Genomic DNA, 13,848 nt, shown 5'->3' on the forward strand with positions numbered 1-13,848 from the left:
AAGAAAAATTAATCAATTATGTCAACTAAACTTGTTAACCATCGATTATCCAACCAACTGAGAAAATAATTTCATTGGTTCATATTAAAAAAGTAGAGATCTTTGGTTTCAAATCGTTTGGCTTTAAAAATACTACAGTTATGTTTGAACCTGGATTAGTTTCGATCTCTGGCCCAAACGGTTCTGGAAAAAGTAACATTCTTGATGCGATCATTTTTGCACTTGGTGAAAACAAACCAAAAATGATGAGAGTAGACAAACTTCGATCTCTTATTCATGATATTGAAGGTAATAGACATGGACCAAAGATGGCCCGATCTAGTGTTCATTTTGATAATTCCGACAGAAAAATTCCTGTAGATTCTGATTCAGTAGAAATTACTAGAGAGATGGATGATAAGGGTGAAAATAATTATTATCTAAATAAAAAACCAACCAATCGAAGTCAGATATTAGATCTATTGGATGTGGCAAATGCTGGATTGGGTCAGCTTAATGCAGTGCAACAAGGAACTGTTACTAGGATTTCTGAATTCACATCTGAAGAAAAACGAAAAACAATTGAAGATTTAATCGGTCTATCTTACTTTGATGAGAAAAAAACTGAAGCCATAAAACAACTCGATGATGCTGATAGACGATTAGAAATTGCACTGGCAAAGATGGGTGAAATTAAAAAAAGAATTGATGAGCTTGAAGAAGAAAGAAATCAAAAACTACGTCATGATATTCTTGAAAGAGAATTAAATCGTTACAAATCTATTGCCGCCTCAAATAAACTACGTCTAATAATAAGTCAAAAAACCTCAAAAGAAGACACATTTAACAAAATTAATACTGAAATTAAGACATTTGACGATGAGCGAATTCAGATTAGAACTGAAATCAATGCTTTAGATGCTGAAAAATCAAAATTAATGACTGCTGCAAATGATTACAGTCAAGCTAAGGCTGCTATTGATTCTGAACTAAGTGCTGCAATGGAACAATACGAAATCGATAACAGTGCAATCGTTGCATCCAACAAACGACTACAACAAATTGAAATAAGAATTCCTGAAATTCAAAATGAAATTGAAGTAATTAATCAAACTGGACAAGAAATTAAATCAAAGATTTTACATTGTCAAGAATCAATAAATGAAACTAATGTAAAAAAGAATAAAATCAATGATGACTTAGAAGTTATTGATTCTGAAAGAAATAAAATATTAACAGAACAATCTATTGTTGCATCTAAAAAATCTGAAATCGATAATAAAATAAAATTACTTTCTGATCAACTTAATGATGCCAAACTTAAACTATCAAAAGCCGAAAACGAAAAAGATGAATCTCAAATTAAAATTAAATCCAACTCTATACGATTATCTGAATTGGAACAAGATGTTGTAAAACTTTCTACCTTAAAATTAAGATTAGAAACTATCATTGCTAATCACAATGCATCTATCTCTGAATTACAATCAAGAATAGCAAGATTAAATTCCAAAAAATCAAAAACTGTAAATGATATTGAAGAACTTGATTTAATTTTAGAAAAATCTAGTAAGGCTGCTGCTCAGTATGAATCAAAAATTAAAACTGTAAAAGGAATAATGCATGAAGATTACACTGTTGCTAAACTGAAAGAAGATGCAGATAAGCTTGGCATTCAAGGTTTAGTTTATGAAATGATTTCTTGGGATAAACAATATGAGCGTGCCGTACTAGCTGTAAGTTCTGATTGGATTAAGGCAATTGTTGTACCTGACTTTGCAACTCTACTCGGAATTGCAGAAGTAGCACGTTCAAAAAATCTACCAAAATTAAAAATAATACCGCTTGATGCAATTCCAAAATTCAAATTAGATTTACCAAAAGATCCTGGCGTAATTGGCGTGCTCTCTGACTATGTGAAATGTGATCAATCTCATTCATCTCTCAAAACATTTCTTTTTGGAAATGTTGTTCTAGTTGATTCTAGGGATTCTGCGTATAGGATCTCTAAACTTGGTCATAAGGCAGTGACTATGACTGGTGAGTATTTTGAGGCTAAAGGTGGAGCAGTCATTATTGATATTAACTCTAAAATTTCTAAATTAACAAAAATCATCTCGATGAGTACTGATATTGATGGCTTGCTAGAATCTATTAGCCTTCTTAAAAAATATGTTTTAAAGAAAAAACACTCCTTGAAGAAACTTGAAGACTCTATTCAGAGCTATGCCAAAAGATTATCTCTTTCAGAACAAGGTCTTGCATCTACTGATGAGAATTATTCCCATTTGAAATCAAGAATTTCATCTGCAATTAATATGAAGCAGCAATTAACTGAAAGAATTTCCGAATTAAATAAAAGACATGCTACTTTGCTTGTAGATGTATCTTCTAATGAATCTCATATAGAGTCACTTAACTCAAGAATTACAATTGTTGAAGAAAATTATGCGAGTGGAGAGCAAACACGTATTGCAAACGAATTATCCAAAATTAATGAAAAAAAATCTAATCTTGAAAAACTTTACACTACAATAATGAATGAATATCGTGATAAAGATTCACAATTGACGACATTACAAAATGAAGAAAATAGAAAACAATCTCAAATAAAAAGTCTTAATGATGAAATATCTTCATTAAATTCACAACATGAAGAATTAGAAAATAAAATTAAAGAATTAGAGATAAGAAAAGAATCTAAAACAAGCATACTTGTAACACTTAGAGAAAAAGAACAAGAACTAATTTCTACTTCTGGTTCTTCCATTGGTCAGCTTAAAGAATATGATGATAAAATAAAAATTCTTTCAGAAAAAGACAAAGAACTTACTAAAGAAATCAACTCACTTGAAAGACAATCTGATTCTCTTACTCGTGATTTACATGATTTAAATGAAAACGAAACAAAACTAAATGCCCTTTTGTCATCATTTGGATTTGATAAAAATATGGAGACCTTTGATGTTGAATCTATCGTTCATGGCTTAACTGCTGAGTTTAATTCTCTTAATGCTCTTAATGCAAAAGCTCCTGAAACTTATCTTGAAGTATCTTATGGTTATCGTTCTATGTCGGTGCGTAAAAATTCATTGGAGGAAGAACGAAATTCTATTGTTAAATTCATTGAAGATATTGAAAAAGATAAACGCCAAACCTTCTTAGATGCATTTGACAAAGTTGACAAAGAAATACGTCTTATCTTTAGTAAAATGACTGGTGGTAACGCTTGGCTTGAATTACAAAATGAGGATGATCTTTTCAATTCTGGCATATCTTATATGATTCAATTTCCAAATAAACCAAAAAGAGAATCAACATCAATTAGCGGTGGTGAAAAAACTCTTGCAGCAATTGTCTTTGTCTTGGCACTTCAAAAATTAAAGCCATCTCCATTTTATCTATTTGATGAGGTGGATGCACATCTTGATGCACCAAATTCAGAACGACTCGCTAAAATTTTAGAAGAACGTTCACAAGAGAGCCAATTCATTATGGTCTCTCTCAAAGACTCTGTTGTACAAAAAGCCAAACTAATCTATGGTGTTTATCCAAAAAATGGCGTATCCTATGTTGTTACATACAAAGACAAACGTATGCCTTCAGTTAAAACATCCTAATCTAGACTAACATAACAAGCAACAAAGTGATCTTTTTCTATATTTTCCAAAATTGGTTCAGTTTTACATTTTTCGATGGCATACGGGCATCTTGCTCTAAATCTACACCCTGAATAAACATCAATGTCGAGAGGATCATTGATTCTAATTTTTTTTTCTTTATTGAGATTTTCTGGATTTGGTTCAGAAATTGCATCAATTAATGCTTGTGTGTATGGATGCTTTGGTTTTAATAATATTTCATCAATTGCCCCTATCTCTACAATTTTCCCAAGATACAGAATTCCTATTCTTTGGCCAAAATGTCTAGCAGTAGCTAAATCATGTGTAATGTAAACAAATGAAATTTGATATCTCATTTGTAATTCGTGCATTAATTCAAGCATTTCAGCTCTAATTGATACATCTAACATTGAAACCGGCTCATCTGCGATGATTATTTTTGGTCTTAACGCTAAGGCTCTTGCAAGTACTACTCTTTGCCTCTGACCTCCTGATAGCATATGTGGGTATTTTTTCAGAATATCATCAACAGGTTCTAGTTTTACTTCATGTAATACTTCGTTCACTCTTTTTTTACGGTCGTCTTTATTTCCAATTTTATGTATTTCCAAGGGTTCTGAAACAATATCTGCAATATTCATTCGTGGATTGATTGAATCATACGGATCTTGATGGATCATTTGACAATTCATTCTAATTTTCTCTAAACTTTTTTTATCATCACTGATTTCTTCATTTTCAAAAATTATTTTTCCAGAGTCCGCTTGAATGGATTTGAGAATTAATTTTGCAATTGTGGATTTACCCGATCCTGATTCACCAGCCAATACAAAAACTTCTCCTTTTTTTAGACTAAATGATATGTTATCAACTGCTTTTATTGTAACTGTTTTTTTTCTAAATATGTTTTTTTTAATAAATATCTTCTTCAAATTTTCTATTCTTAGAATTTCATCCAACGTATAGAATTGGATAAAGAGGTATATCAAGAAATATCATTCATGCCTGTTGATTTATCATAAGGCATTTATGTTAAAAAAAGTCTGTTTTATTACTTGAGTAAAACAATTCAAAACAGTCTAAATTATAAAAAATATGTAGTTGATTCTAAATTACAATATTTTAAACCTAATTCTGCTAAAATTGAAAAGAGTTTTGCAGACGAAGTTTCTTTTAGCTTAACTCAAACTTCTAAATTCATCAGCCCTAAATTTTTTTATGATAAAAAAGGTTCTGAATTATTTGAAAAAATATGTGATTTATCTGAATACTATCCTACTAGAACCGAAATTAACATACTCCAAAATCTAAAAGAAAATTTTGCTAAATATGTTGATCATTCCTTTAGATTAGTCGAACTTGGTAGTGGTTCTTCGGTTAAAACAAGGCTGATTTTAGATGTTTTAAATAAATTTCAAGAAAAAATTGAATATTTTCCAATCGATATTTCTGAAATTTTGACTGAAAGTTCTTCTTTACTTCAAAAAGATTATGAAAATTTGCATATCACTGGAATAATTGATACCTATGAGGGTGGTCTTGAATTTATAAAAAATTATGATAATAAAAAAAATCTAATTATTTTCTTAGGTTCTAGTTTTGGAAATTTTGTTCCTGAAGATGGGAAAAAATTTCTTAAAAAAATCAACTCTACTATGAAATTGGATGATTTATTTTTAATTGGTTTGGATTTAGTAAAAAATAAAGAAACTTTGGAAAATGCATATGATGATTCTAAAGGAATAACTGCACAGTTTAATCTTAATGTCTTATCTAGAATCAATGATGAATTAGATGCCGATTTTAATCTAAATAATTTTAGCCATTATGCAAGATATAATGAAAATAAACAAAGAATTGAAATGTATCTGAAATCTTTAGTGGAACAATTTGTTGTTATCCAAAAAGCCAATCTTTCAATAACATTAAAGAAAAATGAATTAATTCATACTGAGCATTCACACAAATACAAATTATCCCAAATTAAAGAATTAATGACCCAAACTGGGTTTGACATTAAGCATATTTGGTTAGACGAAAATAATTACTTTGCATTGACTTTGGTATCTAAAAGATCTTAGTTCTAATTATTTTCAACACATCTGAATCCAGAAAATAGCCATCTTTCATCCAATCTGAAAAAATTTCGATAACTTCCACGAATAGACATCTTTGGCGTTCCAAATGAACCGCCTCGTAATACTTTTTGATTTGTAAACCACTTGTCATTATATTCATCAAATCCAGATCTGAATCCCGGATAACCTGTAAACTCTGATGCTGTCCATTCCCAGACATCGCCAATCATTTGATGACACCCTGATGAACTTACCCCATTAGGATATGATCCAATTTCTGTACATCCCCAATGATATGATTCTAATAAATTGGCATTTTGTTCTGTTGGAGACTCATTTCCCCAAGGAAATATTGTTTTTTGTTGTTTTTCTTCATTCCAACAAGCAGCTTTTTCCCATTCTGCTTCTGTTGGCAGTCTTTTTCCTGCCCATTTACAATATGCATCTGCTTCATAATAGCTAACATGGCATACTGGCTCTTTTGGATTTAATTTTCGGGTTCCTAGAAAATCTCTAACTTTCCATTGACCATCAATTTTTTCCCAATACATCGGTGATTTCCAATCATTTTCTTTTACTTTTTCCCATCCATCCGATAGCCAATGTTTGTATGTATCATATCCACCATCCTCAATAAATTTTAGATATTGTTCATTGGTAATTGGAAACACATCAATTGAATAATTTTCTAGATACACTTTGTGTTCTGGCAGTTCAATATCATAACAATATTCATTACCATTATACCCCATGGTGTATATGCCTCCTTTGATTTGAACCGATTTTTGTTCAATACTTTTTGATTTTGGCATTTCATTTTTTTTGATTGGTCTGTATTGTTCTGCCAATAAATGTTGTAAATCATACACTAGTAATTCTTGATGTTGACACTCATGATGTAATCCTGTTATAATTAATTTTATTGCGTTGTCGTTTAACGAATCTGATTCGATAAGATGATTTACTCTTTGACTAATTGTATTAAAATATTGAAAAATTTGTTCTATTGTTGGTCTTGATATAATTCCTCTTTTACCCTTGTCATGAGGAACTCCAAACTGTTGATAGTAAGAGTTTAGATATTCTGAAAATTCTTTAGAGTAGAATTCATATTTGTTGTTTATTTTACTCATAATTGCTTCGTAGATCCAACTCACATGACCGACATGCCATTTTACAGGACTGGTAAAAAATGCAGTTTGTACTATGAAATCATCTTTTTCAAGAGTTTTTACTAATTCTAAAGTTCTGTTTCTTGTTTCTTTGAATTGCTCTAAAAGTGATTTATTTTCTTCCACATTTGTGGCAGTTTTCATTTTTTAATAGCCTCTTGCAAAAATTGGGGTTTCTTTGCTTTGTTCATTACAGTAAATGCATTTTCCATTAGTGTTTTCACTACCAAATGGAATTACTCTTATGTCTGCCCCAGTTTCCTCTTTAATTTTTTCTTCACATTCAGTTTTACCGCACCAATATGCATTGAAAAATCCTCCTTTTCCTATTTTTGATTTGAATTCTGAATATTCTGAAATATTTATTGTATTTTGTTTAGCTTTCACTTTTGCAATTTCTAACATGTCTTTTTGTATTTCGTCTAATATTGTGGATATTTTTTCAATTTCATTGAATCCTATGCTTATTTTTTCTCGATTGTATCTTTTTGCTAAAACAATTTGTTGTTTTTCAATGTCTTTTGGACCAATTTCTATTCTTAATGGGATTCCTTTTAGCTCCCAATCGTTGAATTTGTAACCTGGTGTTAGTTCGTTTCTATCATCTACATGAACCCGAATTTTTTTAGATTCTAGTTGTTGACGAATTTCATTTAATTTTGGAAATATAACATTTTTTGCATCATCAGATTTGTAAATTGGAACAATTACAACCTGAATTGGCGCTACTTTTGGTGGAAGCACGAGACCTTTGTCGTCACCATGCACCATGATCATTGCTCCTATCAGTCTCCATGATACTCCCCATGATGTTTGCCATGCAAATTGTTCAACATTATCTTTATCTGAAAATTTTACTTCAAATGGTATTGAAAAGTTCTGTCCTAGAAAATGTGATGTTCCCATCTGAAGTGCTTTTCCATCTGGCATTATTGATTCCATAGTGGTAGTGTATACCGCTCCTACGAATTTTTCTTTTTCACTTTTCTTGCCTGTAACTACAGGAATTGCTAATTCATCTTGAACCGTATTTTTGTAAATTTCAAGAATCTCAATAACTTCTTTTTCAGCTTCCTCCTTAATTGCATGTACGGTATGGCCTTCTTGCCATAAAAATTCTGAAGTCCTAAGAAATGGTTTTGTAGCTTTTATCTCTGCTCTTAATGCTGTATTCCAAAAATTAATTTTAAGAGGTAAATCTCTCCAACTTTGAATCCATTTTGAATACATTGTATATGCTAAAGTTTCTGAAGTTGGTCTAAGTGCTAATCTATCCCCTATTTCATTTTCTCCTGAATGTGTAACCCAAAACACTTCTGGATTAAAACCTGCAAAATGTTTTTGTTCTTTTCCTAAAAGTGATTCTGGAATTAAGATTGGAAGAAAACCATTTCTAATTCCTTTTTTAAAGAATTTTTCATCAAATGTATTTCTTAATGATTCCCAAATAGAGTATCCATCAGGTCTTAATACTATTAGTCCTTTAACTGGTGCATAATCTGCTAACTTAGCTTTTAGTACGACTTGTGTATACCACTCACTGAAATCTGCCTCTTTTGAAACTGTAATTCCAATATCTTCTTTACTCAAACTAGAATTCAAAGAAATAATTTTACTAATGAGCCTTTCGTGATGATTGTACCTGTTTTGTTTGAATTTCTTTTATTTTAAAGGGTCGCCTTTACAGAGGACTTTGCCCATTACTCTGCTTTGAAAATTGGGGCAAACAAAACACTGGATAAATTGAATATCTTCTTTTAATACCGGACATTTTACAAATTCTTGCTTCATTTTTTTAAGCATTTTTGGACTGACTCCTTTTAATTTTAATTTTCCTTTGTCATCCATCATGCCTGATTCTTTAAGCTCATTTTTGACATCTTCTGGAAGTTTTTGTTTATCTTCTGTCATGTCGATTGTTACTTCGTATTTATGTTCTAACTCTTCCATGAGATAACCTATCATCAACCTTGATTTATTACTAGCGTTTTTGATACTAGAAAAAATTATACTTTAATATCTTGAACCATTTTGATATTAAATACCTTCTAACAAATATCGAATTTTTATAAAAACAAGTATTATTGTGATTTTTTAATATATTTAATATGAAATATCCTAGAATTTCTGGTTTGCGTAAATATTGTATGTAATTCAATACACATACGGTTCCTTATGTTTACAGAACGTTATTATCTAATATGAAAGATAAACGTCAGATTTCTAATGATAAAGAAAAACCTGCCTCAAAAACATTGGTGACTTCAAAATCTTTGGAATCTAAAAATAAAACAATTGAAGAAAAACGACTAAAACTTGCATTAGACCTACGTAAGTTCTGAAACTTTAGAATTATTTTGGTTAATGCGATCATTTAATGTATACTCGGCATATTGAGTGTAAATTTACACTCAACTTTAATATAATTAGTAATTTTTTTGCAAATTAGAAAACAATTGCTGGCAATTTTTGATGTTGAAGGAGTTCTATATGATGCAGAATATCTTCCAATTCTTGCAGAAAAACTCCATAAAGAAGATGAAATTTGGGAAATCACAAAAAAAGGTATACAAGGTGTGATAAATTGGGAAGACGGTCTTAGAACAAGAGTTGAAGCATTAAAGGGACTAGATTATGAGACATGTAAAGAAATTGCAGATGCATTACCAATAATGACTGGTGCAAAAGAGGCGTGTAGAGTTCTAAAAGCCGCAGGATGGAAACTATTAGCTGTTTCTGGTGGATTTACAATAATGACTGACAGACTAAAAAAAGAATTAGACTTGGATTATGTTTATTCCAATGAATTGGTATTCAAAGATGGTAAACTAGATGGACTTGTATTACATGTAGATTCTGATAAATCAAAATCCGCAAAAATAAAAATTGCAGAATGGAATGAAAAGAAAGAAGATATCATATGTGTTGTAGATGGTGCAAACGATGTCAAGTTATTTGATATATCTGGTCTAGGAATTGCATATAGAGCTCAGGATGTTGTAAAGGATTTGGCAACTACCACATTAGAAGAAAAAGATCTTTCAAAAATCCTTGATATTATAAATAAACACTATCATCTAACACTTGAAACTCAAACTCCTGCATAAACAATATCTTACTGTGTTTTTACAACTAATGTAATTGCAAATCATTCCTATACACATAGAAAAAGAAATTGAACCTGATGATGATTTATCTGAACTAATAATAAATTCACAGGAAATACATGATGGCGATGTTTTAGTTATTGCTCAAAAAATAATCTCTAAACAAGAAGGCCGTATAGTTGAACTCTCATCTGTAGTCCCTTCATTATTAGCTGAAGGTATTAGCTCCGAATATGAAAAAGATCCGAAGATCATACAATTAATTCTAAATGAATCAAAACAAATTATACGAATGGATCGTGGAATAATCATAGTTGAAACAAATAATGGATTTATTTGTGCAAATGCTGGTATAGATGAAAGTAATGTCCCAAATGGATATGCAACTCTACTTCCGCTTAACTCAGATCTTTCTGCAGACTCTATTCGTAATGAAATATTGAAAAAAACCAACAAAACAATTTCTGTTATAATCTCTGATACATTTGGTCGTCCATTTAGAATGGGGCAAACTGATTGTGCCATTGGAATTTCTGGTATGAATCCAATTCTCGATTATGCTGGCACTAAAGACTCTTTTAACAAAACATTACGTGTAACGGCAATTGCAATTGCTGATGAATTATGTAGTGCGGCTGAATTAGTTATGAAAAAAACAACCAATTGCCCCGCTGTAATTATACGTGGTTATGATTTTAAAAATGAATCATCATCCATAAAATGTCTTGTTCGTCCAGAAAAAGAAGATCTATTTAGATGAGTAGATATTTGCAATAGGATTATAATCAAAGAAGCCAATTTTACATTTAATTGATTATTAAAACTGAATTACATTGTCACAACTCATTCTCAAATTTTCATGTGGGGGATAAAGAAGCACCATATGATTGTGATATATCGATAAGAGATCAACTTGAACGCTCTTTTCATTTAGGATTAGGTGCAATCTTTGTTACCAATCATAATACTTTGGATGGATACCACCAGTTATTACAATATAAAAAAAATCATTCAAAATTTCAAAATATTGAAGTTTATCCTGCAGAAGAGATCACAACTGATACTGGAGCTCATGTTCTGGCATATGGGATTCATGATGCTATAAAGTCTGGAATGACTTTGGATGAGATTATTGATCAAGTAAAAAGCCAAGGTGGTGTTTCATCTGCACCACATCCATTTAGTTTACTTGATGCTCTCCGTGACGATGCTAAAAAATGTGATATGGTTGAGGTTTTCAATAGTAATAATATTGATATTCTTTCAAATGCTAAGGCCACCCAATTTGCAATGGATAATAAAATGATACAGGTATCTGGTAGCGACTCTCATGTTCTTTCAACATTAGGCCGCTGTGTGAATTTGATAGATTCTGAAAACAACCTTGATAGTATACTACACTCAATGAAACGTGGTAAAATTGAAATTTTGCAAACCGGTTATGCATTACAAAATGAAACACTTGATCATCTAAAATACAAAATTCATAATTCAAAAGATTACCTGATAGATTATATCTCTGAGCATTATCCTCATGCAAAATGGCTTTTGACTTTTCTGCTAAAAATATACGATGTGAATCAAAATAGCCATGTATGGGCTTTATTTTATAAAATTGCATTATTCTTGATGAAGAGAATTTCTCAAAAAATTAATTTCCAAAATCATGATCCGGGATTTATGAAGGATCGAAATCTTACAACTATGTTTAAAATGGCATTATAATCAAAAATATGATATTAAAACTCGTATGATTTTAATATGACAAAACATGCATAATGGATTAGATAACATTATGTCTGAATCAACTGAAAAAAAATTAAATGCAACTGGATTGTTTTGTCCAGAACCTGTATTTAGGACCAAAATTGAGATTGAACGAATGCAAGTAGGACAAGTGTTAACTGTATCTGCGGATGACCCTGCAGCCGAAGAAGACATATCACGATGGGTTACAAGAAATGGTCATGAATTATTAGACTTGAAAAAAGATGGTAATACTATAACATTTAAAATTAAAAAGGTAAAATAAATTAAAATCATGACATCCGTCACTAGTTCTGATATTTTAAATCGTGTAGGCAACACTCCATTAGTAAAATTAGATTCCCTTTCGAATTCAAGAATTAACTATTTTGCAAAACTTGAAGGACATAATCCGTTTGGTTCTGTTAAAGATAGAGCCGCATATTGGATGATTAAAGACGGCGAAGAGAAAGGTAAACTGACAAAAGGAAAAAGTATCATAATTGAACCAACATCTGGAAACACTGGGATAGCATTAACTGGTATTGCAAATTTACTTGGTTACAAAGTTGAAATTGTAATTCCTGAAAAAGCCAGTAACGAAACTAAGGATATAATTCGTAAGTTGGGTGCTAAAGTTTTTGAAACTAGCGATGATCTTTGTCCTAAAGTAGGAGCTGGAACTGATCAAAGTATAGCACTGGCAACCTCAATAGCATCATCCAGACCTGATACATATTATTCCCCAAATCAATATGCAAATGAGGCCAATTTTATGGGTCATTATGTTGGTACAGGTCCTGAAATTTGGAAACAAACAGATGGAAAAGTCACTCATTTCTTTACTGGGGTTGGGACTGGTGGAACAATCACCGGAATTGGTGCATACCTTAAAGAAAAAAATCTAAATGTCAAAATAATTGGTTGTCAACCACAGCAAAATCATCTTATTCAAGGATGGAGAAATTTTGAAGAGTCAGCAAAGCCTGATTTATTTTTAAAACGTGAAAACATAGTTGACGATTGGGTATCTGTTGATAATGACGAAGCTTTTTCAGTTGTAAAAGATGTACTTAGGAAAGATAAATTATTGATCAGTCCTTCTTCTGCCGCTGTTTATGCCTGTATGAAAAAATATCCTATAGATGGAGATGCATGTGTAGTTGGAATATTTGCAGATGATGGAAGAAAATTCAAAAGTGTTTATTCTACACAAAACATAATGACTGAAACTGAATTTGATGATGCTCTGAAAGGAGCAAAACATATGTCTGAATTGGCATACTGATTTTCAATTGTCTATTTTTTAGTTTCATCTTCTTCTAACATATTTTTCAAATGTTTTTCATAAAATTCTCTAAAAAATTTATTCATATCCATTTCATGATGAAGACATGCGTTACTTGTTTCTATTAATTTTTCTCTTAGTTCTTTGCTCCACTTACTTTGTTGCTTATCATTTGATTTAATGCTTGATGGATTCTGTTTTACCTCTTCCATGTTTGTAATTAATTTTAATCCTATTTGGCGAAATTTGCTAATGTTAAGTAAAAATAAACCTGATTGCTCCTTGTCTACTAAATTCATTAATACGTGAGCCTGAGTATAATATTCTGTTCCCTTTTCACTATATTTTTTAAATTCATTGACACGTTTTTGCCAATATTGTTCAGTGGCATTTTCAATTACTTTGTAATTGAATTGAATTTCTGATAATTCTTTTCCAAGATTTGCTAAATTATTACTGTATTCTTTGGCTGTTTTTTTTAATTTTTCAAGATCTTCAGCCATAAGTTCTCAATATTTTCCTTCAATAAAGAGTTTGAAATCTAATTTTTGGAATCATTTTTCCAAATCTCAAATGAATTTTTTGAATAATTCATTATGCATTTTTCACAAAATGAATCCCATTCATCAACTTCTAAATTTTTGAAAAATTCCACTATCCATGCATATGGTGGCTCTTTTCTATATTGAAATTGCTGAATTGTGTAGATGTCTTTTTCATTAAACTTGTTTAAACACTTTTTACATTGAGCATTCTTCATTTAATATTTCATCATCTATGTTAGTTATTTAGTAATTCTTAGTTCATAAAATCCACGATCTAGTCATATGCATTGTTACACACAAAACGGTATTT

14 protein-coding genes are annotated in these 13,848 nt (G+C 30.8%); 8 read left to right on the forward strand and 6 right to left on the reverse strand.

The features are described from left to right. Positions 1-74: 74 nt before the first annotated feature. On the forward strand, positions 75-3,599 hold the full coding sequence (locus DSQ20_RS03540; protein ID WP_179366056.1) for a chromosome segregation SMC family protein: 3,525 nt from the start codon (positions 75-77) through the stop codon (positions 3,597-3,599). On the opposite strand, the gene DSQ20_RS03545 is transcribed toward DSQ20_RS03540, so the two are convergent. After that, positions 3,596-4,561 carry an ABC transporter ATP-binding protein gene (locus DSQ20_RS03545; protein WP_179366057.1) on the reverse strand — a complete coding sequence of 322 codons (966 nt, stop codon included), beginning with the start codon at positions 4,559-4,561 and terminating at the stop codon, positions 3,596-3,598. The two genes, DSQ20_RS03540 and DSQ20_RS03545, sit on opposite strands and share 4 nt — an antisense overlap. Before the next feature lie 96 nt (positions 4,562-4,657). Here DSQ20_RS03545 and egtD point away from each other — a divergent pair, with 96 nt between their 5' ends. Further along, positions 4,658-5,683, forward strand: a complete 1,026-nt coding sequence (egtD, locus tag DSQ20_RS03550) for an L-histidine N(alpha)-methyltransferase (protein WP_179366058.1) — start codon at positions 4,658-4,660, stop codon at positions 5,681-5,683. Positions 5,684-5,685: 2 nt separating this feature from the next. Here egtD and egtB read toward each other — a convergent pair whose 3' ends face one another. The 3 genes from egtB to DSQ20_RS03565 form a co-directional block, all read right to left on the reverse strand. Then, positions 5,686-6,996 carry an ergothioneine biosynthesis protein EgtB gene (gene egtB / locus DSQ20_RS03555; protein WP_179366059.1) on the reverse strand — a complete coding sequence of 437 codons (1,311 nt, stop codon included), beginning with the start codon at positions 6,994-6,996 and terminating at the stop codon, positions 5,686-5,688. Positions 6,997-6,999: 3 nt separating this feature from the next. Next, positions 7,000-8,442: a proline--tRNA ligase gene (proS, locus tag DSQ20_RS03560; protein WP_007550167.1), complete on the reverse strand. Its 1,443-nt coding sequence runs from the start codon at positions 8,440-8,442 to the stop codon at positions 7,000-7,002. Between the two features lie 72 nt (positions 8,443-8,514). Further along, positions 8,515-8,802 carry a hypothetical protein gene (locus tag DSQ20_RS03565; RefSeq protein WP_007550168.1) on the reverse strand — a complete coding sequence of 96 codons (288 nt, stop codon included), beginning with the start codon at positions 8,800-8,802 and terminating at the stop codon, positions 8,515-8,517. Positions 8,803-9,053: 251 nt separating this feature from the next. On the opposite strand from DSQ20_RS03565, the gene DSQ20_RS03570 reads away from it, so the two are divergent. From DSQ20_RS03570 to DSQ20_RS03595, 6 genes are all read left to right on the forward strand, one after another. Continuing rightward, the gene (locus DSQ20_RS03570) at positions 9,054-9,194 is read left to right on the forward strand and encodes a hypothetical protein (RefSeq protein WP_179366060.1); all 141 of its coding nucleotides are present in this window, start codon (positions 9,054-9,056) and stop codon (positions 9,192-9,194) included. Positions 9,195-9,308: 114 nt separating this feature from the next. Beyond that, entirely contained in the window at positions 9,309-9,959 is a 651-nt protein-coding gene (gene serB, locus DSQ20_RS03575; RefSeq protein WP_179366302.1) for a phosphoserine phosphatase SerB, read from the forward strand. 34 nt (positions 9,960-9,993) lie between these two features. Then, the gene (cofE, locus tag DSQ20_RS03580; protein ID WP_179366061.1) at positions 9,994-10,719 is read left to right on the forward strand and encodes a coenzyme F420-0:L-glutamate ligase; all 726 of its coding nucleotides are present in this window, start codon (positions 9,994-9,996) and stop codon (positions 10,717-10,719) included. A gap of 50 nt (positions 10,720-10,769) precedes the next feature. Next, the gene (locus tag DSQ20_RS03585; RefSeq protein WP_179366062.1) at positions 10,770-11,684 is read left to right on the forward strand and encodes a PHP domain-containing protein; all 915 of its coding nucleotides are present in this window, start codon (positions 10,770-10,772) and stop codon (positions 11,682-11,684) included. A gap of 70 nt (positions 11,685-11,754) precedes the next feature. Further along, complete coding sequence (locus DSQ20_RS03590; protein ID WP_179366063.1) at positions 11,755-11,991, forward strand: sulfurtransferase TusA family protein; 237 nt, start codon at positions 11,755-11,757, stop codon at positions 11,989-11,991. 9 nt (positions 11,992-12,000) lie between these two features. After that, positions 12,001-12,993, forward strand: coding sequence for a cysteine synthase family protein (locus DSQ20_RS03595; RefSeq protein WP_179366064.1), 993 nt, complete (start codon positions 12,001-12,003; stop codon positions 12,991-12,993). Positions 12,994-13,004: 11 nt separating this feature from the next. On the opposite strand, the gene DSQ20_RS03600 is transcribed toward DSQ20_RS03595, so the two are convergent. Continuing rightward, complete coding sequence (locus DSQ20_RS03600) at positions 13,005-13,496, reverse strand: hypothetical protein (RefSeq protein ID WP_179366065.1); 492 nt, start codon at positions 13,494-13,496, stop codon at positions 13,005-13,007. A gap of 38 nt (positions 13,497-13,534) precedes the next feature. Beyond that, entirely contained in the window at positions 13,535-13,753 is a 219-nt protein-coding gene (locus DSQ20_RS03605; RefSeq protein WP_179366066.1) for a hypothetical protein, read from the reverse strand. Positions 13,754-13,848: the final 95 nt, after the last annotated feature.

The organism is Nitrosarchaeum sp. AC2 (assembly GCF_013407385.1).
GTDB classification, from domain to species: Archaea; Thermoproteota; Nitrososphaeria; order Nitrososphaerales; family Nitrosopumilaceae; genus Nitrosarchaeum; species Nitrosarchaeum koreense.

Bases quoted from the DNA above. Each gene is read 5' to 3' on its own strand.
- egtB (WP_179366059.1), bottom strand. From the start codon at position 6,996: ATGAAAACTGCCACAAATGTGGAAGAAAATAAATCACTTTTAGAGCAA.
- DSQ20_RS03565 (WP_007550168.1), bottom strand. From the start codon at position 8,802: ATGGAAGAGTTAGAACATAAATACGAAGTAACAATCGACATGACAGAA.
- DSQ20_RS03570 (WP_179366060.1), top strand. From the start codon at position 9,054: ATGAAAGATAAACGTCAGATTTCTAATGATAAAGAAAAACCTGCCTCA.
- DSQ20_RS03590 (WP_179366063.1), top strand. From the start codon at position 11,755: ATGTCTGAATCAACTGAAAAAAAATTAAATGCAACTGGATTGTTTTGT.
- DSQ20_RS03595 (WP_179366064.1), top strand. From the start codon at position 12,001: ATGACATCCGTCACTAGTTCTGATATTTTAAATCGTGTAGGCAACACT.
- DSQ20_RS03600 (WP_179366065.1), bottom strand. From the start codon at position 13,496: ATGGCTGAAGATCTTGAAAAATTAAAAAAAACAGCCAAAGAATACAGT.
- DSQ20_RS03605 (WP_179366066.1), bottom strand. From the start codon at position 13,753: ATGAAGAATGCTCAATGTAAAAAGTGTTTAAACAAGTTTAATGAAAAA.